Origin of the sequence: Alcanivorax quisquiliarum (genome assembly GCF_023051175.1) — a bacterium.
Lineage (GTDB): Bacteria > Pseudomonadota > Gammaproteobacteria > Pseudomonadales > Alcanivoracaceae > Isoalcanivorax > Isoalcanivorax quisquiliarum.
This window is the reverse complement of record NZ_JALKII010000006.1, coordinates 73,604-94,377: the sequence shown is the minus strand read 5'-3', so window position 1 is coordinate 94,377 and position 20,774 is coordinate 73,604. Positions and strand designations below refer to the sequence as shown.

Annotated in this window: 18 protein-coding genes and 2 tRNA genes; all 20 read left to right on the top strand. The window is 52.4% G+C overall.

From position 1 onward, the window contains the following. Positions 1-5 precede the first annotated feature (5 nt). The 20 genes from secG (at position 6) to MU846_RS09925 (ending at position 20,758) form a co-directional block, all read left to right on the top strand. Positions 6-449 carry a preprotein translocase subunit SecG gene (secG, locus tag MU846_RS10020; protein ID WP_246952271.1) on the top strand — a complete coding sequence of 148 codons (444 nt, stop codon included), beginning with the start codon at positions 6-8 and terminating at the stop codon, positions 447-449. Between the two features lie 15 nt (positions 450-464). Then, positions 465-550, top strand: a tRNA-Leu gene (locus tag MU846_RS10015). A gap of 507 nt (positions 551-1,057) precedes the next feature. Further along, a tRNA-Met gene (locus tag MU846_RS10010) sits at positions 1,058-1,134 on the top strand. A gap of 143 nt (positions 1,135-1,277) precedes the next feature. Then, positions 1,278-1,730 carry a ribosome maturation factor RimP gene (gene rimP / locus MU846_RS10005; RefSeq protein WP_246952269.1) on the top strand — a complete coding sequence of 151 codons (453 nt, stop codon included), beginning with the start codon at positions 1,278-1,280 and terminating at the stop codon, positions 1,728-1,730. Between the two features lie 66 nt (positions 1,731-1,796). After that, on the top strand, positions 1,797-3,287 hold the full coding sequence (gene nusA, locus MU846_RS10000) for a transcription termination factor NusA (RefSeq protein ID WP_246952267.1): 1,491 nt from the start codon (positions 1,797-1,799) through the stop codon (positions 3,285-3,287). A gap of 193 nt (positions 3,288-3,480) precedes the next feature. Then, entirely contained in the window at positions 3,481-6,204 is a 2,724-nt protein-coding gene (gene infB / locus MU846_RS09995) for a translation initiation factor IF-2 (protein ID WP_246952265.1), read from the top strand. A gap of 251 nt (positions 6,205-6,455) precedes the next feature. After that, on the top strand, positions 6,456-6,869 hold the full coding sequence (gene rbfA, locus MU846_RS09990) for a 30S ribosome-binding factor RbfA (RefSeq protein WP_246952263.1): 414 nt from the start codon (positions 6,456-6,458) through the stop codon (positions 6,867-6,869). Between the two features lie 19 nt (positions 6,870-6,888). Further along, positions 6,889-7,809, top strand: a complete 921-nt coding sequence (gene truB / locus MU846_RS09985) for a tRNA pseudouridine(55) synthase TruB (protein ID WP_246952261.1) — start codon at positions 6,889-6,891, stop codon at positions 7,807-7,809. 90 nt (positions 7,810-7,899) lie between these two features. Further along, on the top strand, positions 7,900-8,169 hold the full coding sequence (rpsO, locus tag MU846_RS09980; RefSeq protein ID WP_246952259.1) for a 30S ribosomal protein S15: 270 nt from the start codon (positions 7,900-7,902) through the stop codon (positions 8,167-8,169). Between the two features lie 136 nt (positions 8,170-8,305). Further along, positions 8,306-10,399 carry a polyribonucleotide nucleotidyltransferase gene (gene pnp / locus MU846_RS09975; protein ID WP_246952256.1) on the top strand — a complete coding sequence of 698 codons (2,094 nt, stop codon included), beginning with the start codon at positions 8,306-8,308 and terminating at the stop codon, positions 10,397-10,399. Between the two features lie 145 nt (positions 10,400-10,544). After that, positions 10,545-10,802: a DUF2442 domain-containing protein gene (locus MU846_RS09970; protein WP_246952255.1), complete on the top strand. Its 258-nt coding sequence runs from the start codon at positions 10,545-10,547 to the stop codon at positions 10,800-10,802. An 818-nt stretch (positions 10,803-11,620) separates the two neighbouring features. After that, positions 11,621-12,538 carry a restriction endonuclease gene (locus tag MU846_RS09965; RefSeq protein WP_246952253.1) on the top strand — a complete coding sequence of 306 codons (918 nt, stop codon included), beginning with the start codon at positions 11,621-11,623 and terminating at the stop codon, positions 12,536-12,538. 112 nt (positions 12,539-12,650) lie between these two features. Then, positions 12,651-13,277 (top strand): hypothetical protein, encoded by a 627-nt coding sequence (locus MU846_RS09960; RefSeq protein WP_246952251.1) that lies wholly within the window; start codon positions 12,651-12,653, stop codon positions 13,275-13,277. Positions 13,278-13,807: 530 nt separating this feature from the next. Then, a complete protein-coding gene (locus MU846_RS09955; protein WP_246952248.1) occupies positions 13,808-14,362 on the top strand; it encodes a hypothetical protein in 555 nt (184 codons plus the stop codon). Between the two features lie 137 nt (positions 14,363-14,499). Continuing rightward, positions 14,500-15,744 (top strand): AAA family ATPase, encoded by a 1,245-nt coding sequence (locus MU846_RS09950; protein WP_246952246.1) that lies wholly within the window; start codon positions 14,500-14,502, stop codon positions 15,742-15,744. 77 nt (positions 15,745-15,821) lie between these two features. Beyond that, complete coding sequence (locus tag MU846_RS09945; RefSeq protein ID WP_246952245.1) at positions 15,822-16,358, top strand: hypothetical protein; 537 nt, start codon at positions 15,822-15,824, stop codon at positions 16,356-16,358. 115 nt (positions 16,359-16,473) lie between these two features. Next, the gene (locus MU846_RS09940; RefSeq protein WP_246952242.1) at positions 16,474-17,331 is read left to right on the top strand and encodes a HamA C-terminal domain-containing protein; all 858 of its coding nucleotides are present in this window, start codon (positions 16,474-16,476) and stop codon (positions 17,329-17,331) included. Then, on the top strand, positions 17,322-19,439 hold the full coding sequence (locus tag MU846_RS09935) for a DEAD/DEAH box helicase (protein WP_246952240.1): 2,118 nt from the start codon (positions 17,322-17,324) through the stop codon (positions 19,437-19,439). The genes MU846_RS09940 and MU846_RS09935 overlap by 10 nt, the downstream gene beginning before the upstream one ends. Before the next feature lie 73 nt (positions 19,440-19,512). Beyond that, positions 19,513-19,866, top strand: a complete 354-nt coding sequence (locus tag MU846_RS09930) for a hypothetical protein (RefSeq protein WP_246952238.1) — start codon at positions 19,513-19,515, stop codon at positions 19,864-19,866. 91 nt (positions 19,867-19,957) lie between these two features. After that, entirely contained in the window at positions 19,958-20,758 is an 801-nt protein-coding gene (locus tag MU846_RS09925; protein ID WP_246952236.1) for an HNH endonuclease, read from the top strand. The last annotated feature ends 16 nt before the right edge of the window (positions 20,759-20,774 follow it).

The window sequence follows — 20,774 nt, the reverse complement described above, 5'->3', positions numbered from 1 at the left end:
ACGTTATGGATATTGTTCTTCACGTTGTTCATGTGTTGACGGCACTGGCCCTGATTGGCCTGGTGTTGATTCAGCACGGCAAAGGCGCCGATGCCGGTGCATCCTTTGGCGGTGGCGCATCAGCCTCGCAAAGTGTGTTCGGCAGCAGCGGCTCCGGTTCTTTCCTGACCCGGGCCACCGCGATCCTGGCGACCGTCTTCATGCTGACCAGCCTCGGCCTGGCCTGGTATGCCCGTCAGGCGGTGGACAACATCGGCAGCTTGCCGGTGCTTGAGCGCCTCCAGCGTGAAGAGTCCGATGTGCCCGGCTGGTCGAACGACCTGGTGATCCCGCAAGCGCAGGACGCCGAAGCGGGCGATGTGCCGCAGCCGATGGAAAACACTTCTGAGGTGCCGGCAGGTGATGTAGAATCGCCGGCCCCGGCCGAGGACGTTCCGGAAGCGCCGTAAGGCACGCAAAAATCAGCCGAAGTGGTGGAATTGGTAGACACGCTATCTTGAGGGGGTAGTGAGCCTAGCTCGTGCGGGTTCAAGTCCCGCCTTCGGCACCAATTAGTGAAAGGGCTGGCGCCCGCTTTTGTATCTCGGGCGGGCCTGCCGGCCAGCGCCGGGACGCGGCGAGCGATATCTCGCCGCTGCGCTGGCGCGAGAAGCGGGGCTTCTCGCCCCGCCTTCGGCGCTAATCAAGGAAAGAGCTAGCACCGTTCTTGTGCCTCAGGCGGGCTTGTGTGCGGTGCAAATTTCAGCAAATAGTTTATTTCGCGCAATGCGGGAAATTGGTTTGACAAAAAGCACTTAGGTGCGTAGGATTTGCGGCCAGTTTTGGTGTGATTGAAAGGCTTCAGGCAACAAGGCGAAGCGGCAATTACAACCGCAAAGGAAGCGACGAGCTTCTCGGTAGCGCAGCCAAACGTAGGGCTTAAAACAACGTAAGATTTGGTTGCGACTGAAGTGCTTTTTAAAATTGAGCTTTCAGACGTAACAAGCCGAAGGGAGTCCAGACGACCTTCGGGTTGTGAGCCCAGTGCCGGGGTTTACAACGGGCATAAAGGTTTAGTTGCGGGGTGGAGCAGTCTGGTAGCTCGTCGGGCTCATAACCCGAAGGTCGTAGGTTCGAATCCTGCCCCCGCTACCACAGAGAAGAATCTACGGCTGCTCGTGGATTCTGTAACAAAAAGCCCCTCTAGCAGGGGCTTTTTGTTTGGTGCGCCAGTACCCTGAGAGGGCTGGCAACTGACAGGCCACTCTCTTGAGGGGGCGGCCGGAGCTGAGGTTACGATGCGTAAAGCCGATCAGCTGGAGGCGCTACTGGCGCCAACAGTGGAGAGCATGGGATTCATGTTCTGGGGCCTGGAATATATTCAGGGCCGCGGCGCTGTGCTACGCGTTTTCATCGACCACGAAGAAGGCATCACCGTGGATGACTGCGCCGACGTCAGTCACCAGATCAGCGGGGTGCTGGATGTGGAAGATCCGATCACGGGCGAGTACACGCTTGAGGTGTCTTCCCCCGGTATGGATCGCCCACTGTTTACGCTGGAACAATGGCAGCTCTACATTGGCGAGCAGGCGCAAGTGCGGCTGTTGGCGCCGGTGGAGAACCGCCGCAGAATGACGGCTGAGATTACAGCTGTAGACGGCGACAACCTGCATCTGACCGTGGATGGTCAGACTCTGGTGGTCCCATTCGCGCAGGTTGATCGCGCCAATGTGGTGCCACAGTTCGATTGAGCCGCTCGCGGCCGCGCACTGTGTTCAACCTGAAAACTGAATTTTTGTCTTTGTAAAGGCCTGGCCATGAACAAAGAGATCCTGCTGGTTGCGGAAACCGTATCCAACGAAAAAGGCGTCAGCCGCGAAGTGATTTTCGAGGCGATCGAGCTGGCTTTGGCCGCTGCGACCAAAAAGCGCTTCAAGGAAGATGACGTCGAAGTGCGGGTTCACATCGACCGGGTGACTGGCGACTACCGCACCTATCGGGTGTGGCATGTGGTGCCGGACGAAGAGCTGTACGAATTCGGCCGCCAGCTGACTCTGGACGAAGCACACGAGCAGGATCCGTCGCTGCAAATTGGCGACACCTGGGCCGAGGAAGTGGAGTCGGTAGCGTTCGGCCGCATTGCGGCGCAGACCGCCAAGCAGGTGATCGTGCAGAAAGTGCGCGAAGCCGAGCGCGCCCAGATCATCGAAGAATACCGTGATCGCATCGGTGAGCTGATCAGTGGCAGCGTCAAGAAAGCCACCCGTGACACCATCATTCTGGATCTGGGCGGCAATGCCGAAGCGTTGATTACACGCGAGCACATGATCCCGCGTGAAACAGTACGCCAGAACGATCGCATCCGTGCTTACCTCTCCGGCGTCAACCCGGAGAACCGTGGCCCGCAACTGTTTGCCAGCCGCGCCGCACCGGAAATGCTGATCGAGCTGTTCAAGATTGAAGTGCCGGAGATCGGTGAAGAGCTGATCGAGATCAAAGGCGCTGCCCGCGACCCCGGCTCGCGCGCCAAGATCGCCGTAAAAACCAACGACCAGCGCATCGACCCCGTCGGCGCTTGTGTCGGTATGCGTGGCGCACGCGTGCAAGCAGTCTCCAACGAACTCGGTGGCGAGCGCATCGATATCGTGCTGTGGGACGACAACCCGGCGCAGCTGGTGATCAACGCCATGCAGCCCGCAGAAGTGGCCTCCATTGTTGTGGACGAAGAGCGCCACGCGATGGATATCGCGGTGGAAGATGAATCCGCGCTGGCCCAGGCAATCGGGCGCGGCGGCCAGAATATCCGGCTGGCTTCCGAGCTGACAGGCTGGGAGCTCAACGTGATGACGCTCGAAGCCGCACAGGAAAAACAGCAAGCGGAAACCCAAGAGGCGCTGGAGCGCTTCATGAACGATCTGGATGTCGATGAAGATATCGCCGTTGTGCTGGTAGAAGAAGGCTTCAGCACACTGGAAGAAGTGGCTTACGTACCGATGGAAGAAATGCTCGCCATCGATGGCTTTGATGAAGATATCGTCGAAGCCCTGCGCCAGCGCGCCAAGGATGCGCTGTTGGCGCGTGCCTTGAGTGGCGGCGAATCGGAGCATGCCCCGGCAGAAGATCTGCTGAACATGGAGGGTATGGATCGCGCCCTGGCCATGCAGCTGGCCGCTCGTGGTGTGGTGACCATGGAAGATCTCGCCGAGCAGGCGGTAGATGAGCTGCTCGATCTCGAAGGCGTGGACGAGGAGCGCGCAGCGCAGTTGATCATGACTGCACGTGCGCCCTGGTTTGCCGACGAGGCTTGAACAAGACAAACGCTGAACGGCCCTGCGGGGCTGTTTCAGTACCAGGCGCCGGGCATAACGACAAGGCCCACGACAGGCGCCGAAACAGGGCAGGTGGGCTCAAGGCCAGCCTGCAGGCAGGCAAAGCTTGCCAGGCGAGGTGCGCCACCAGCATGGCGCCTCGCAAGAGCGGACAGGAGAAAGGTTGGCTGACATGGCAGATACGACCGTTAAGAAACTCGCGGATATCGTCGGAACCCCCGTCGATACGCTGCTGAAGCAGATGAAAGAAGCGGGCCTGAACCACCAGGGCGCGGATGATCCCGTGTCGGCGGAACAGCGCCAGCAGTTGCTCGACCACATCAACCGCACCACCGCCGCCGCCCCTGGCAAAATTACCCTCAGCCGCAAAAGTACCGGCACCCTGAAGACTACCGGTGCATCTGGCAAGGCCAGAACAGTCGCGGTGGAAGTGCGCAAGAAACGCACCTATGTAAAGCGTTCGGTGATCGAAGAACAGGAGCGCGAGCGTCAGGAAGCCGAGCGCCTGGAGGCGGAGCGCCTGGCAGCCGAAGAGGCAGCACGCAAAGCGGCCGAGGAAGCTGCACGCAAGGCAGCTGAAGAAGAGGCTATTCGCAAGCGTGAAGCCGAGCTTGCCGCACGCGCCGAAGCCGAGCGCAAGGCGGCCGAAGCGGCCGGTGGCGACGCGGACGACGACAAGAAGTCCGCCGAAGACAAAGCCAGGCGCTTGTCGGTGCCGAAAGGCGGCGTCAGGAAAGCCGATGCCGTGAAAGAGGAAACGGCAGAAGAACGCGCCAAGCGGGAAGAGGAAGAGCGCCGCAAGCGCGAAGCCGAAGAAGCCCGCCGCAAGCAGGAGGCCGAAGCCCGCAAGAAAGCGGAAGAAGAAGCTGCACGCCGCACAGCAGAAGAAGCGCGCCGTATCGCCGAGGAGCTGGAGCGCCGTGGCGGCGAGCAGCCGGCCAGTACCGGCAGCGAAGAGATCGAAACCAGTTCGGGCATCGTGTCCGAAGCGATGGAGGCCAGCTGGCGAGACGAAGAGCGCACCACCAAGCGCCGCCGTCGCCGCCCGCAGGCGCAGGTGCGCAATGTCGTGGCGCACGGCCAGATGAAGAGCTCCTTCCATAAAGAACACGGCTTCAAGAGCCCGACTGAAAAAATGGTATATGACGTGGAAGTGCCTGAGACAATCACCGTCGGTGATCTGGCTCAGCGCATGAACATCAAGTCGCGTGAAGTGATGCGCACCTTGATGAAAATGGGTGAGATGGCCACCGTCAATCAGCATATCGATCAGGAAACGGCGATGCTGCTGGTAGAAGAAATGGGCCACAAACCGCGTGCCGTGAAAGGCCAGGAAGAAACCTTTGCCGACGATCTGGCCAGCCTGGTGCAGTACACCGCCGAGCCTCAGCCGCGCCCGCCGGTGGTGACCATCATGGGCCACGTTGACCACGGTAAAACATCACTGCTGGATCACATTCGCCGCGCCAAGGTAGCTGCGGGCGAAGCGGGTGGTATCACCCAGCACATCGGCGCCTACCACGTGGAAACCGAGAAAGGCATCATCACCTTCCTCGATACCCCAGGCCACGCCGCCTTCACGGCGATGCGTGCCCGTGGTGCCCAGGCGACGGATATCGTCGTGATCGTGGTGGCCTCCGACGACGGCGTCATGCCGCAGACCGAAGAAGCCATCAACCACGCCAAAGCGGCCGGCGTGCCGCTGATCATTGCCGTCACCAAGATGGACAAAGAGCAGGCCGACCCGGAGCGCGTGAAAAACGAACTGTCGCAGCGCGACGTCATTTCCGAAGAATGGGGCGGCGACTATCAGTTCTGCTACGTGTCGGCACACACTGGCATGGGCATCGATGAGCTGCTGGATTCGATCCTGCTGCAAGCCGAATTGCTGGAGCTGAAAGCCGCACCAGAAGGCCCGGCGCGTGGTGTGGTGATCGAATCACGCATCGAAAAAGGCCGTGGCCCGGTGACCTCCGTGCTGATCCAGGAAGGCCGCCTGAACGTGGGCGACATGATGCTGGCCGGCGCCAACTTCGGCCGCACCCGCGCCATGGTGGACGAGAACGGCAAGCCGATCGATACCGCCGGCCCGTCGATCCCGGTAGAGATTCTTGGTCTTGACGGTGCGCCGGAATCCGGCGAGCAGTTCCTGATCGTGGCGGATGAGAAAAAGGCGCGTGAAGTGGCCGAGTTCCGTCAGCACCGCGATCGTGACCTCAAGCTCAAGCGCGCACAGGCGTCGAAACTGGAAAACCTGTTCGAGACCATGGGCGAGAAAGAAGCCAGCCAGGTCAATATCGTGCTCAAGACCGATGTGCGCGGCTCACTGGAGGCATTGATCGGCTCGTTGAACGAACTCGCCACCGATGAAGTGAAAGTGAACATCGTCACCTCCGGTGTGGGCGCGATCAACGAATCCGACGTGAACCTGGCGATGACATCCGAAGCCGTCATCCTCGGCTTCAACGTGCGTGCCGATTCCGGAGCAAAGAAACTGTGCGAGCGCGAAGGCATTGATCTGCGCTACTACAGCGTCATCTACGAATTGATCGATGACGTGAAAGCCGCCATGAGTGGCCGGCTGGAACCGGAGCGCCGCGAAGAGATCGTCGGCGTGGCGGAAGTGCGCGACGTGTTCCGCAGCTCCAAGTTCGGTGCCGTGGCCGGTTGTATGGTGGTCGAAGGCACATTGCGCCGGAACCTGCCCATCCGCGTGCTGCGCGACGATGTGGTTATCTTTGAGGGCCAGCTCGAATCGCTGCGCCGCTTCAAGGAAGACGTGCAGGAAGTGCGCAACGGCATGGAGTGTGGCCTGGCAGTGAAGAGCTACAACGACGTCAAAGCCGGCGACAAGATCGAAGTGTTCGAAGTGCGCGTTGTGGCGCGGACTCTCTGACGGGTTTTTGACGAACCCCGAGCAGGTCTGAGTAGAGACGCCCCGCAGCCTGCCTTGCCCCACCGCAAGGCAGGCTGAATACAAAGAGGTTTGGTGTTGCAAACAAACGACGCTTGGCGCATCGCCTGTGCCAGTGAGTTTCTCTGGCACAGCCAGAGGCTGCTACCACAACGCCGGCTGGTGAATCGCCGGCGTGGCAATGCCGCAGCCGATGCGCTGAATGCGCCCCATGCAGCCAGAGGCTACGCATCATGACCAGACATCGCCGCCCGCAGGGCTTTCAGCGCACCGACCGGATCGCAGATCACATCCAGCGCGAGCTGGCCTCGCTGATCCGCTTCGGCATGAAAGACCCGCGTTTGGGCATGGTCACCATTCAGGCCGTGCGTGTCGCACGCGATCTGTCCTGGGCCGATGTCTATTTCACGTTGCTGGGCGAGGGCGAAGAAGCGGGCCGCGAAGCGGAAGAAGTGCTGCGTAACGCAGCCGGCTTTCTGCGCAGCCAGCTGGCCAAGGATCTGAACACGCGCACCACACCCAAACTGCGGTTCCATTATGACAAGCTGCCGGAAGAGGCCAGCCGCCTCTCCGCGCTGATCGACCAGGCGCGAGCGGAAGACCGCGACCTGCTCGGCGACGACAACGACGGCACGGACAGCCAGTAACGATTCAGGAGCACGCACAGTGGCCAAGCGCCGTCATCGCGGGCGGGATATCAACGGTATCCTGCTGCTGAACAAACCCGCCGGCATCACCAGCAATGGCGCCTTGCAGATCGTCAAGCGGCTGTTTGCCGCCGCCAAGGCAGGCCACACCGGCAGCCTCGATCCGCTGGCGACCGGCATGTTGCCGATCTGCTTTGGCGAAGCCACCAAATTCAGCCAGTTCCTGCTGGATGCGGACAAAAGCTATCGCGTTACCGCCCGGCTCGGCATCACCACCGAAACCGGCGACGCCGATGGCGAGGTGGTGGAAACCCGCCCGGTGAATGCCACCGAAGCGCAGATCGAAGCCGCGCTGATGGGCTTCCTCGGCGCCATCGAGCAGGTGCCGTCGATGTACTCCGCCATCAAGCACGAAGGCCAACCGCTGTACAAACTGGCGCGGCAGGGCATCACCGTCGAGCGCAAACCGCGCCAGGTGACCATCCACCGCCTGGAGCTGCTTGGTGTCGAAGGCGAGGATGTCACCTTCGAGGTAGACTGCACCAAAGGCACTTATGTGCGCTCGTTGGTGGAAGATCTCGGCGCCGCGCTGGGCTGCGGTGGCCATGTGATCGCCCTGCACCGGCTCTCCGCCGGGCCGTATCCGGCCGGGCAGATGCTGACCCTGGACGAACTCGGTGCCTTGAAAGACGAAGGCGGCTTCGATGCCATCGATAAAAAGCTCTTGCCTTTGTACACCGCCGTGGCAGACTGGCCGCGCGTGGAGCTGGGGCAAGATGCCAGCTATTATCTGCAACAGGGCCAGCCGGTCATGGCCACTCAGCGGCCGAAAGAAGGCTGGGTCACGCTGTATCGCACCGATACCGAGGAATTTCTGGGTGTCGGAGAGGTCCAGGAAGACGGTATGATAGCCCCCCGTCGCCTGGTAACGGCCCACTGAGGCCGGAGTTTACCGGGGCTTGAACTGGCGGCAGCTATAAATATGCATGGCTGACCGCGTCATCAATCGCGCATATTGGAGAGCAATACCATGGCACTGAGCCCGCAAGAGAAAGCACAGATTCTGAAAGATTATGGCCTGAAAGACGGTGATACCGGTTCCCCGGAAGTTCAGGTGGCCCTGCTGACCGCCAACATCAACGGCCTGCAAGACCACTTCAAGGCCCACAAGAAAGATCACCACGGCCGCCGCGGGCTGATCCGCATGGTAAACCAGCGCCGCAAGCTGCTGGACTATCTGGCCAAGAAAGATCAGAGCCGCTATGCACAACTGATCGAGCGTCTGGGCCTGCGTCGCTAAACGCGCCGGATCGCCGCAACATGCTCAATGCAACAGAAGCTCGGTAGCACCGGGCTTCTGTTGTTTTGGCGTTTCTGCGCCAGAGCCAGCGGCGGCACGCAATATTGTTGTTGAGAAGAGAGAAGAGACGAGAGATATGTTCAATACTGTACGCAAAGAATTCCAGTATGGCCGCGACACCGTCGTGCTTGAAACCGGCCGCATCGCCCGCCAGGCCTCCGGCGCAGTCATGGTCACCATCGGCGAAACCGCCGTACTGGTCACCGCAGTAGGCAAGAAAGAAGCCGACCCGAACAAAGGCTTCTTCCCCCTGACCGTCAACTACCAGGAGCGCACCTACGCAGCCGGCCGCATCCCGGGCGGTTTCTTCAAGCGCGAAGGCCGCCCGTCCGAGAAAGAAACCCTGACCAGCCGGCTGATCGACCGCCCGATCCGCCCGCTGTTCCCCGAAGGCTTCATGAACGAAGTGCAGGTCATCGCCACCGTCATGTCCGCCGACAAAGACAATGATCCGGATATCGCCGCACTGCTGGGCACCTCCGCCGCACTGGCCATCTCCGGTATTCCGTTCGCTGGCCCGCTGGGTGCTGCGCGTGTCGGTTTCATCGACGACATGTACATCCTCAACCCGCGCTACTCCGAGCTGAAAGATTCCGCACTGGATCTGGTGGTTGCCGGCACCGAAGGCGCCGTGCTGATGGTAGAATCCGAAGCCAAAGAGCTGACCGAAGACCAGATGCTGGGCGCGGTGCTGTTCGGCCATATGGAACTGCAAGCTGCCGTCAAAGCCATCGGTGAATTTGCCGCCGAAGCCGGCAAGCCGCAGTGGGAATGGCAGGCCGCCGAAACCAATAACGCGCTTTACGGTGAAATCCAATCCCGCTTCGGCGCCGGTGTGGCAGAAGCCTACACCATCACCGACAAGCAGCAGCGCTACACCCGCCTGGGCGAACTGAAAGCCGAAGCCATCGAAGCGCTCGCCACCGGCGAAGAAGGTGCGCCGGAGAAAGCGGAAGTGGCCAGCCTGTTCGGCAGCCTGGAAAAAGCAACCGTGCGCGAAGCCGTTGTTTCCGGCAAGCCGCGTATCGATGGCCGTGCGCTGAACACCGTGCGCCCGATCAACATCGAAACCAGCTGCTTGCCCAAAGCCCACGGTTCAGCCCTGTTCACCCGTGGTGAAACCCAGGCCATCGTCGCTGCCACCCTCGGCGGCATGCGCGACGCACAGCTGATCGACGCCCTGGAAGGTTCACGCCAGGATCGCTTCATGCTGCACTACAACTTCCCCCCGTACTGCGTGGGTGAAACCGGCATGGTCGGCTCACCAAAGCGCCGTGAAATCGGCCACGGCCGTCTGGCCCGCCGCGGTGTGCAAGCAGTGCTGCCAACCGAACAGGAATTCCCGTACGCTATCCGCGTGGTCTCGGAAATCACCGAATCCAACGGCTCTTCTTCCATGGCCTCCGTGTGCGGCACCTCGCTGGCACTGATGGACGCCGGTGTGCCGATCAAAGCGCCGGTGGCCGGTATCGCCATGGGCCTGGTGAAAGAAGAAGACGGCCGCTTCGCCGTACTCTCCGACATCCTCGGTGATGAAGACCACCTCGGCGACATGGACTTCAAAGTAGCCGGCACCGAGAAAGGCGTGACCGCCCTGCAAATGGATATCAAGATCCAGGGCATCACCGAAGAAATCATGGAAGCCGCGCTGAACCAGGCACGCGAAGGCCGCCTGCACATCCTCGGCGAAATGAACAAGGTCATCAGCCAGCCGCGTGCGGAGCTTTCTGCCAACGCACCGACCCTGATCACCCTGAAAATCAACCCGGATAAAATCCGCGACGTCATCGGTAAAGGCGGTGCTACCATTCGCGCCCTGTGCGAAGAATTCAGCGCCAACATCGATATCGAAGACGACGGCTCCGTCAAAGTGTATGCCGAAACCCGCGACCTGGCCGCTGCCGCAGCTGCCAAGATCGAAGGCATCACCGCCGAGCCGGAAGTGGGCGAAATTTACCAAGGCAAAGTGACCCGCACCGTCGATTTCGGCGCCTTCGTCGAAATCTTCCCCGGCACCGAAGGCCTGCTGCACATTTCGCAAATCGCGCAAGAGCGCGTCGAGAAAGTCACCGACTACGTGAAAGAAGGCGACGTGATCAAAGTGAAAGTGCTGGACGTGGATCAGCGTGGCCGCATCAAGCTGTCCATGAAGGAAGCTGTTGAAGCGTAAGTGACGCTTTGATGGGTTGCAGAGACGCCACCTTCGGGTGGCGTTTTTGTTGGTGGCTGGCGTTAAATGGCGGATTCCCTGCTCAGAAGTAGAGCACGGTAAAAGTCATAGTGATGACATGAACTAATTTTCTTGGAGGCCTGGGATGAATTTTTCGACGCATGACAAAAACGTACCGCACGCGGTATCTGTGAAATGCACGGATACCAAACTCATCGTGTCTCTGGTGGACGGAAGAGAGCTGTCCGTGCCGCTGGCCTGGTTCCCCCGGCTGGAAAAGGCAACCGATGGGCAGCGCGCAAGCTACGAGTTGCTCGGCGAAGGGCAGGGCATTCATTGGCCTGAGCTGGATGAAGATGTTTCTGTGGAAGGGCTATTGCATGGTCGGCGGGCTGCCCATTGAGCAAGGCGGGTATCTACTTGTGACTGGTTTGGGAGATCGATCAATGAAAGCGAGAGCCCGGTATCAATAGCGGCTGGCCGCTTTCAGAGCTTCTGTTCATATCTCATTCATCCCACCTATGCCCGGTAGACTTGCACCCGAAATGTGAACTGTGCACACTCTGTGCCATCACAAAATAAAAAGGGAACACATCAGGCCAAGGATCATGGCTGCGCCGGCGCTGCAGCATATCCTCTGAGTCTGTTCCCACTAATGGCATATCAATTTAAGTGGCTGTTTACTTCGGCGCGCGTGCGCTTTGGCTATCCGTTCGCGTTGCCTCCGGGGTTTTGAAAAACAACAGGTTACTGGGGATTCCATTTTTATTCTGGTTTTCCCGTTATTAAATCGAGACTTTTTTGACGTTAAGCGAGCTGTTTTCGTTTGAGAATTGTTCGCGTTTGACGGGGCGGTAGCGTGCCTGGTGAATAGTGGTGCTGGCCTCGGGGTGCGATGGGACGGCCGCTGATAGAAGGCATGAATGTGTCTATCAGTCAGTTTTGCACTGACTTGGCCCGTCCACTGGCTTTTACTGCCCCGCTGAGTGCGATGCCGCAGGCCAGCTTGGTCTCTGGCCGAGTTGGGCCAGCTTGGGCCGTGTTGTCGGATTGGGGAAAGAAGAAGTCACGCGAACAGGATCTGGTAAATCAGGCCTCTTCCTAACTCCTTGATAGTTATGGCTTATTTTAAACCGATGTCGTGATAGGTCGCGTGCGTCGTTATTGGATATAAGCGCGTGCGTCCTAATCTCTGTTATAGATAAAAATGGGAGTACCCACTTGGCTGTACCTGACTTTCAATCATTGATGTTGCCATTGCTCAAGTTTTCCGCTGATGGAAAAGAGCATACGATGCAAGAAGCGCGTGATGGGCTCGCTAAGGTAATGGGCCTTTCCGAAGACGATCTACGGGAAAGGCTGCCAAGTGGTCGGCAAACGACATACGCAAATCGCGTGGCATGGGCAAAGGTCTACCTCACACAGGCAGGTGTCTTGGAGTCACCAAAGCGGGGGCGCTTTCATATTTCTGAGCGAGGCCGAAAAATTCTCGCCGAAGCACCTGAAAAAATTGACATTAAATATCTGGAACGGTTCGAAGAGTTTCAAGAATTTCGGCAGGCGAGCAGCAAGAACAGAACCGAGAAAGTTACCAGCAATCCTGAGGGCGGGCCGTCATCCGCGACCCCTGAAGAAACATTAGAGCAAGCATATCAGCAATTGAGAGATGAAGTGGCGAATGAGTTACTTCATCTGATTAAAGGCAACACGCCGGAATTCTTCGAGAAATTAGTCGTCCATCTCATTGTTGCAATGGGATATGGCGGTTCTGTTAAAGAGGCTGGCAAAGCCACGAGAAAAACCGCAGATGAAGGTATTGATGGCGTCATAAAAGAAGATCGCCTGGGCTTGGATGCAATCTATTTGCAGGCCAAACGATGGGAGGCTGTTGTTGGCAGACCAGAGATCCAGAAGTTCGTTGGCGCTCTTCACGGACAGCGTGCCAAGAAGGGAGTTTTCATTACAACCAGCCGGTTTTCAAAAGAAGCTTTAGACTATGTGGGGCAGATTGACCCTAAAGTGGTTTTGATCGACGGTACCGATTTAGTCCAGCTAATGATTGATCATGGTGTCGGTGTGAGTTCTGCGGCGGTATACGAGGTTAAAAAAGTAGATACAGACTTCTTCATTGAAGATTGACCGTAAGACCTATAACAACCGGCTACACAGCGACTGGGTTTCCGCCGCGTCGCGGCTCCAAACCGGCGCGTGAGCCGGGCGTTAGGCAATAAAACACAGGAGTTTATAGTAAGTGTCATCATTAACTGACTGGATTATCGCCGGCTCAAGTATCATTACGGCGGCTGGTGTTGTCTTTGTGGCGTTTCAGGCCCTCTTGGCTCAAAAGTCTTTAAAAGCAGATCATGAAAGATCCAGAAGAGAAAAGGCTATCAAGCTCCTTATGCATATGGATGTTATTAGACAAAGGCAATCTTCCATTGCTAGGAAATTTGCGGAAACACTAAGTTTTGAACAGTCAAAAGCCCTTTTGAATCAGGAGAGCTTTACGGTGGACTCGAAGCATAAGGAATTATTGCTGGGTTGCGTTTCGAAAGAATCGAGCCTCCACGAGTCCTCCAAAAATTCAAACGGCCCAATTGAAATCCCAGTATCAGACTGTGCTGATATCAGGTGGCAGATCGTATCTTATCTAAACAATCTTGAAAGTACGCTCTCAGCTTGGAGACACAACGTGGCTGATAGAGATATGTTAGAGGAACAATATCACTTTTTGGTTTCCCCATCAGATGGTCACTACCTGCTTAAAGAGTTCCGTAAAGCTGCAGGTGGGCCAAGGCACTTTCCATCAATAGAAGAATTTGTGTTGCATATCCAGAATAAATCAAAAAATAGCAGTGGAAAGGCACAGGTTGCCTAACAAGGCATTGCAGCGGACAAGCCGCTGAATGCGGCGTTAGGGCGAGTTCAGAATCATGCCATACATGGGGCAGATCATCGAAAAGGAGCGCTTATGCCTAGTATCATTAGCGAGATTGCGTGGGATTCCTGTCAGTTCTGCTCAATGCAAAGGATTGAGATAGCCAAGATCATTGCTGATTCTGAAAGGTGGAAGGAAATACCGATCCAGTACAAATGTGCATGGGACAGAGTTTGCCAGGTTGGATTTGGCCGATTCCGAAAAAAGAAGATATGGAAAGACCTATGTAAGTATAGGGGCGAACAGAATAACTTGCCTTCGTCAGAACCATATCAGGAATCCGAGTGGCTCGAGACAGAATGCGAGTGCTATAAGAAGGCCAAGAAGGAAATCGGCCTTTAAGTTTGCTCATGGTAACTTTTGGCCCTAACAAGAAAATTAACTTCGCGCTTGCGGCGCCGGACGCAGCAAAGCTGCGCCGGTTATTTAGGCGTTAGGCATCACGCAAAGATTGGAGTATTACTAGGATAATGGGAAACATTTCTTTTCTAACTGGAAGCAATCAAAGCCCGTCCAAGTCCATTGGTGAATCCATTTATCAGCTAGAAAATACTTCAGTGGTCTTTCTCAACGCTTGGCAGAGAGTAACTCCAGACTTTCAGCGGGCTGCACGTGCCAGCCAAGAGGCGATGCTTCATCTGGACCATATCGTTAATGAAATAATGAGAAATCGAGATCAATTGCAAGCCGATGGAACCTACGCAGGCTCGCAACTAGAAAGCCAGCTCAATATACCAAGAGCCGTATCGGTATCGCCGGTAACACGTACAGAGCAAGATGATCTTGCGAGCCAAGGCCCTGGTAACGGAGTACTCCCGTCTGCGGGCTCTTTTATCTCTATGGAAAAGCTTCTAAATAAAATAAAACATCGAAGAACTAATTCCTCCAATTTTAGAGTCGGTGCTTCCGGAGAACACATTTTTCTAATTGGCGTTGATAAGCCAAATCGGCAGCCTGATTCCATTGTTGAATTTGTTGTTGGCGATTTTTGTCAGCACTGTAGTGATATAGCAGCACTAATTTAAAAATGCCTAACAAGTCAATCAACTTCGCGCCTTTCAGGCGCCGGACGCAGCAAAGCTGCGCCGGTTATTGAGTCGTTAGTTCTTAAGCCCATATTCACTTAGTTGCCCAAACTAAAATAAAGGAATTGAATTAAACAATGAACGTTCGTAAAGAGATTACCGAGGTATTCACACCGAGACAGGGAGAGGTGAATACAGAGATGTACGTTGATAGGCCTCTACATGAGAAATCCTTAGCTAGGTCCTTGAAAAGAAATTCCCATACGCTGCTTTTCGGCGACAGTGGAAACGGAAAATCATGGCTTTACAAAAAAGTTATGAAAGAGAATGAGATCCCGTATGTCGTTGCAAACTGCGCTAATGCATCTAGGCTGAAGTCAATTACGCAGGAAATATGCAATTGCTTGATAGAACCAGGAACGGTTACAAAATTAGGGTTCAGCGAAGAGAAGGCAGCGGAGGTAAGCGCATATTTTGCCAAAGGAGGCTTGAAGCACAGTGGCAACTATAATGTTAGCCAAGAAGAACCTTTGCTAAAAGCGTTTAAGATGTTTGCTGACACTACACCAGATAGAAAAATAATTGTTCTAGACAACCTCGAATCCATATTTTACTCAAAGGAGCTAATGGATGAACTGGCTGATATCGTCATATTGTTAGATGATGACCGCTACGCGGCATGTAATATAAATATTCTTATCGTAGGTGTTCCCAACGGTGTCCTTCAATACTTCAGTGAAACGAAAAATCTAGAATCGGTCTCCAACCGAATACAGGAGGTCGAAAAAGTTGCTAGCCTAGACTCTGGGCAAGTCATGGAAATTATAAGGAAAGGCTTCGATCAGTTATCTATCAAGATCACCGGGCAAACATTGATAGATCTGTCGGATCATGTGTGGGATGTAACCTTGGGCATTGCTCAGCGCGTTCATGAATACTGTGAATGCCTAGCTTATGAGGTAGAGGATAATGAATGGAAGTTTGAAAAAGCACTTTTACAATATGCTGACTTGTCGTGGTTGAAGCAAGGTCTTCGGCAAAGTTACCAGGTAATAGAGGCTCACCTCAACAGCAGGGAAACAGCCGTCGCAAGAAGAAATCAGGTTATCTACTGTATCGCAAAGATCCGACAGCATCAGTTTGACTCTAACGACATCGATGCACTAATACGAAAGGAGTTTCCTTCGACTATCCCAGTAACAAACATGGGTATTGGATCGATATTGGGAGAGCTGGCAAAAGGGGGTTCTCCGCTATTAAATAGGAATGAAAAGAACAATTCATATTCGATACGAGACCCCCGCTATCTAATGTGCATTAGAGTCGCCTTGTATAAAGATCAGGTTTCCGAAAGGGTTATTAAGAAGCAATTTTCGAGATAATGAACTAACAAGTCAAAGCACGCGGACGCAAAAAAGCTGCGCCGGTGTTTGAGGCGTTATGCCTCAAAGGAATCGAAGTGCGTGATCAACTGAAAGGCCTTACCGAAAAACAATACTGGGTCTATGGCATCACAGAATCCGACTTTGATCATGCAGTCGAGCTAGTCAGAGAGATGATTGATGCTCGAACCGAGCAATATGAAAAAGAGGCAGCAAAGGTAAGAAAAGAAAGCCCAGACGTAGCGGACGATATTCTCGATGATGTAGCTTACTACCGATATACGGACAACCAGTATCTGTGGCAATTCGCTCTGTGGCGACTGCAAGGACTAATTGAGGCTGTAATAGCTCATCAGCTAATAATTGACGGAAAGAAGTTGTTCGGTTTGAAGGCGAAGCTAGAAGCCCTTCAAGCGGGCGGCTACACCATTGAGCCTAAAGAAATACAAGAACTTCTGTTGTGGGCCAATCTACGAAATGCTCTCTCACACGCGCCTCCAGAACAGTTTAGGCCGGCACCGTTAAGGGAAGAGGATATAGTGGATTACTTGGCATTTGTAAAGGGGCTTTATCTTCGGTGGGAAAAGGAGAGGCGAAATGCTCCAAAGGCATAACCAGGCGCACCAATACGCCGCCACAAGTGGCGGCAGGACGCTCGCAAGCTCGCGCCTTTGTGCGCGGCGTTAAATTCCTAATTCAAGTTTTGAGTAAGTTCACGAAGGAAAGATCATGTCTCATGGAGTAACTCCTCCTCATCCCGAAAAGTTTTTAGAAGTAAGGTGCCAACAATATGAGGCTGAACCTTGGTTAGTTGCAATGTGTGCGGGATATGAACTTGGGGAGTGGAGAGGTGAGCAACTTGCAGAGCATGTAATGGAATGGTTGCCTGAATTTGCTTTGAAATATAGTGAATGGAAATCACTTGGCCCAAGCAACGCTGTAAAATTGATTAAGAAGGCGGCAAAAGCAATATATAAAACAGAGAAATATGGAAGTAGAGGTGAATTTGGTGAACTACTTCTTCACATTGTTATACGCCATGTATTTAGAACATTTCCCGCTATAAGTAAGATGCATTATAAAGATTCAAGGAATGACACAGTAAAAGGATTTGATTGTGTTCATACAATTGCAAAAGAAGATAAGCTGGAGCTTTGGCTAGGAGAGGTTAAATTTTATAAGGATATTGGGAGTGCAATTCGAGATGTCATAAAAGAATTAAATGACCATACGAAGCGTGACTATCTAAGAGATGAATTTTCAGCTATTACAAATAAAATAGATAAAAGCTGGCCTAGCTCAGATAAATTAAGCAAGCTTTTAGATAATAATACTTCACTAGATGAGATATTTGATTCAGTCACCATTCCTGTTCTTTTGTCGTATGATAGTGGCACTGTAAACAGCTATGATCGAGTTACAGATGACTTCAAGCGGGACTTTGCGTCTGAAGTAAACGAGCACTGGAATACTTTTAGAAGTAAAAACCTCCCAAAATCAGTCAACATAGTTCTAATTTTATTGCCCCTGAAGTCAAAGAAAGACCTCCAGGATAAACTTCATGGAGAGCTTCAAAGATGGAACTAGTAGAAGTTGAAAATCATCTTAAAGATGACGACTATATTTCACGAAACTCATTCGAGCTTGCAAAAAATCTTTGTACTTTATACAACAATGCGGACTCCCAATCAGTGAGTAAAGTGCAAAATTTAGTGATAAGGTCGTTAGAAAAATATGAGTTGTTCGGTTCAAGCAAAATAATAATTGATAATTTGTTGAGGGAGTTAAAGCTATTCCCATACTTAAATTCAGATGAATTATCCCTTGCGGATGCATTAGCGTACTTTGCACATACAACAGACATTGGAAATGACTCAGAAGCTGTACTGCATGGCCCTCAGGCTGAAATTTTCTACAAGCTTTTGTCTGGAGTTAGTGTTGTTCTTAGTGCTCCAACAAGTTTTGGTAAAAGCTTGATCATTGATGCGGTAATAGCGAGTCAAAAGTTTAGCAATATAGTAGTTGTTGTTCCTACTATATCTCTAATAGATGAAACAAGACGCCGGCTTTCAAAGTTCAAAGAAAACTATAAGGTGATTACCCATTCCTTACAGGAAGCGTCTGACAAAAATATATATGTTCTAACTCAAGAGCGAGTGATAGAAGAAGATTTTGTTGGTGATGTTGATTTTTTTGTGATTGATGAGTTTTATAAATTAAGTACTTGGGCCGACAGTGGAAATAGGTGTGCATTGCTCAATGAGGCTTTTTACAGGCTTTATAAAAAATGCGAGCATTTTTATATGTTAGGGCCAAACATAAATGGTGTGGCTGGTGAATTTGTTGAAAATGTAAAGTTTGAATTTGTCAAATACAATTACAATACAGTTGTTACTGAGATACATGACTTCACAGGCTCTGATAAAGAGGGCTCACTAATTGACATATGTGAAAAAGTCGAAGGGCCAACTATTGTCTTCTCAAGTTCACCTGATAGAGCAAACAAAGCAGCTGAGTTAATCTATGAGAATATTAGAAAAGAACCAGGCAATAAAGCTAGGGAGCTAGCGGCATGGGTTTCTGAAAATTATCATGAAGAGTGGATTCTTACCAAAGCACTAAAAAATGGTGTAGGCATTCACCATGCGAGAATTCCAAGAGGAATTTCTCAGTATATTGTTGATTTATTTAACTCGGGTGAAATCAAATATTTAGTATGCACGTCAACGCTTATTGAAGGTGTTAATACATCAGCAAAAAACATAGTCTGTTATGATGATTCGATTAACAGGAAGAAGCTAGATATATTTACATTTAATAATATCTCAGGAAGAAGTGGTCGAATGTTTAAGCATTTCGTTGGAAATGTGTATATATTATCTCCACCTCCAATAGATCAGCTCCCCCTTGTAGAGCTGCCTTTATACAATCAAGATGAGAATACACCTGACTCTTTGCTATTAAATATTGATGAAAATGACCTCACTGAAAAAGGCAAAGAGAAGATCAAGAAATACTACGAGCAAGATTATTTGTCGCTTGAAACAATAAGATTAAATAAGACGATAGATCCAAGTGATCAAGTCAACTTTGCTAAAGCTCTTGAGACAAATTTTCAGAACTGGAGTCATATGCTGCTCTGGAGGGGATACCCTGACTATGAGCAGTTGTCCTTCATCTGTACACTGATTTGGAACAACTTTAATGGTAAAAGTCTTGGTAACAGAAGTATTAGCTCAGCTAAACAGCTTGCTTTCAAAATAAACCAGTTAATGTCTAAGCCCACTATCCATAACATAGTTAATGACAGGCTCAATTATAATGCAGACTCAGATATTACAAGCATAATTACGAAAGAGCTCGATTTTAAAAGGCTTTGGGCGAATTTTCACTTCCCTAGAATAATACGAGCAATTGAAACTATCACGAATGAGTACTTGAGAAAGCACAAAATTGATTACGAGTGCGAATACACAGCTTATGCCTCCTCAGTTGAGAACTATTTCTATGACTCATCCATAGTCGCTCTAGAAGAGTATGGGCTTCCAATAGAAATATCTGCATTAATTGAGGATTATCTGTCCACCGATGGAGACTTAGATGAAGCTCTAAATCGCCTATCAGCGGTTGACACTTCAAAAATAGAAGATCCTGTAATCAAAAGCTTCTTAGAGAGAGCCGCATACGGAATATAACAAGTGCATCCAGGTGACGCTTACGGCGCACCTGATGCAGGCGTTATGCAATCAAACCAACGGAGAAACACCCATGAAAAAAGTAATATTAGCAATATCGGCAGTAGTAGCATTTTCAGGCGTAGCGCAAGCGCAAGACTATTTACATGGTCAGTCTGGCACTACATATCAAAATATTGGTAACACCACTTACGGGTCCAATGGCTCTACTTCGCAACAAATTGGAAACACCACATACGGCAGCAATGGCTCAACATCGCAACGTATTGGTAACACTACATACAACTCAGACGGTTCCACATCTCAGCAAATAGGCAACACGCTATACAACTCTGACGGGAGTACTGTTCAGCGTATAGGCAATACAACCTATGGCTCTGATGGCACAACTTGCCAAAAAATTGGCAGCCAAACTTACTGCAACTAAATGCATAACAAGGCCAGCCAGAGGGGCACGAAAACCGCCGCTTCGCTTTGGTTTTCGTGCCCCTGCTGGCAGCGTTAAGCGAGCAGTAACTATGACTGAGACAAGCCCACCCACCGTTGCCCCGCCTTTTCAGTGCATTTTTTGCAGTGGCTTGGGACCATTCGTTTCAGAAGAACATATTGTGCCTCATTCCCTTGGGAATGACCTCTTGGTACTTGCTCCGGGCTGGGTCTGCGAGGAATGTAACAACACTTGCTCGGGCTTCGAATCTAGAGTATTGAACAGTTCGATTCTTGGCTTAGAACGTTGCCGATTGGGTGTTGTCACGAAGAAGCGTAAACCTGCCCGTTCAGATGTGCACAGAATTACTTGGTTCTCGGAGTCTGACCTTCCATCCAACATTTTGTCAGCTGAGGCTGAGTGGGGAAAGATTCCTATGCTCCTTTCCCCCGATGGGAGTTCAGGCAAGATTGTGTTTCCTCTTCATGACGATTCCTGCTATGCCATAGCCCGCTTGTTGCTAAAGATGGGCGTCGAGATTATGGCTCCGTGCCAACCGTCAGGCTCAATTGCATTCCAAGCTGCCTCACAACACGTCCTTGGGATTGAGTCAGATCCTTGGCCTTACTTCGTGGTTCGATCTGAGGCTGTGGATAACCACCTTGTCAGTGTGCTTGCTTCGCTACCAGAGGAGCACAAATATGCTTTGTCCTGCGGCTTCGATGTATTCATTCTAGAAGTGGAAGAGGAGGTTGTGTTCTTCTTCCGCTATGGCAATTTCAGGGTAGGAATTTGCCTTTCCTCAAGGAGCACCGACTGGCGGCACGTTCTTGTTGATTGGGATGTTCCCCATGTGGGCTGTCCTATCGAGTTTTCGAAAGAGAGCGCTTAACAATGCCATGCACGCG